The 1414-nt window shown below is 68.5% G+C and carries 1 protein-coding gene; it reads left to right on the forward strand.

Annotated elements, in window-relative coordinates; genetic code table 11:
* The first annotated feature begins 115 nt into the window (after window positions 1-115).
* Window positions 116-1378: an ISL3 family transposase gene (locus AC5RWQ_RS30175; RefSeq protein WP_494285994.1), complete on the forward strand. Its 1263-nt coding sequence runs from the start codon at window positions 116-118 to the stop codon at window positions 1376-1378.
* Window positions 1379-1414: the final 36 nt, after the last annotated feature.

Genomic DNA, 1414 nt, shown 5'->3' on the forward strand with positions numbered 1-1414 from the left:
TATGGGTCTTGTGACGCATGTGTGGGTGGTTCGGTGCGTCGCTTATGGGGCACGCCGTTGTCCTGCCTAGGTTCTGGCTTGTCGAAGGTCAGAACTGGATGGGCGGGAGAACGGCGTGCGTTCTGCCAGGGTATGGGCTGGGCTGCTCGGGGTCGAGCAGGCGGTGGTCGAGGGTGTGGAGTTCGATCCGGGCGAGTCGGTGTTGGTGGCTCGGGTGCGGGTGCGTAAGGGCGCGTCGCGGCGGTGTCCGCATTGTGGACGGCGGTGTGCCCGCTATGACGCTGGTGTTCGTCGTCGGTGGCGGGCGGTGGATCTGGGGACGGTCCGGGCGGTGGTGGAGGCGGACGCGCCGCGGGTGTCGTGTCCGGTGCATGGGGTGGTGGTCGCGGCGGTGCCGTGGGCGCGTCATGGGGCGGGGCATACGCGGGCGTTCGACGCGACGGTGGCGTGGCTGGCGGTGCACACCGCGAAGTCGGCGGTGTCGCAGTTGATGCGGATCAGTTGGCGCACCGTGGGATCGATCGTGGCGCGGGTGTGGGCCGATACCGGTGGTGCGGTGGATCGGTTCGACGGGTTGCGTCGTATCGGTATCGACGAGGTCAGCTACAAGAAGGGCCACCGGTATCTGACGGTGGTCGTGGATCACGACACCGGCCGACTTGTGTGGGCCGCACCGGGAAAGAGCGCAGCCACGTTGCATGCGTTCTTCGATGCGCTCGGCCCCGACCGCGCCGCGAAGATCACGCACGTGTCCGCCGACGGCGCCGACTGGATCACCACGGTCGTGCGTCGCCGGTGCCCACGCGCGGTCCGCTGCGCCGACCCGTTCCACGTCGTGGCCTGGGCCACCGACGCCGTCGACCGGGTTCGCCGGCAGGTGTGGAACGAGGCCACCGGCCGTGGGGCCGGCCGTCGCGGCGTCGCCGTCGGTGAGGCCCGCAGGTTGAAGAACACCCGCTGGGCGTTGTGGAAGAACCCGGCCAACCTGACCAAGGCCCAGCAGAGCAAGCTCGCCTGGATCGCCAAGACTCACCCCCGCCTGCACCGGGCCTGGGCTCTCAAGGAGGGCCTACGACTGGTGTTCACCCTGGCCAAGACCAGTCCCACCGCCGCGATCGAAGCACTCGACCGGTGGATCGGATGGGCCCGCCGCAGCCGCATCGACGTCTTCGTCGACCTGCAACGACGCGTCGTGCGTCACCGCGACGCCATCCTCGCGTCCATCGAACACGGCCTGTCCAACGGCCGCATCGAGTCCGTCAACGCCAAGATCCGACTACTCACCCGCATGGCCTACGGATTCCACTCACCCCACGCCCTCATCGCCCTGGCCATGCTCAGCCTCGGCGGCCACCGACCCCAACTACCCAACAGATGACCACCACCGACCCACAAACCCAGCAGAAGACCCATA

It is taken from the genome of Micromonospora sp. BS32 (assembly GCF_059089345.1).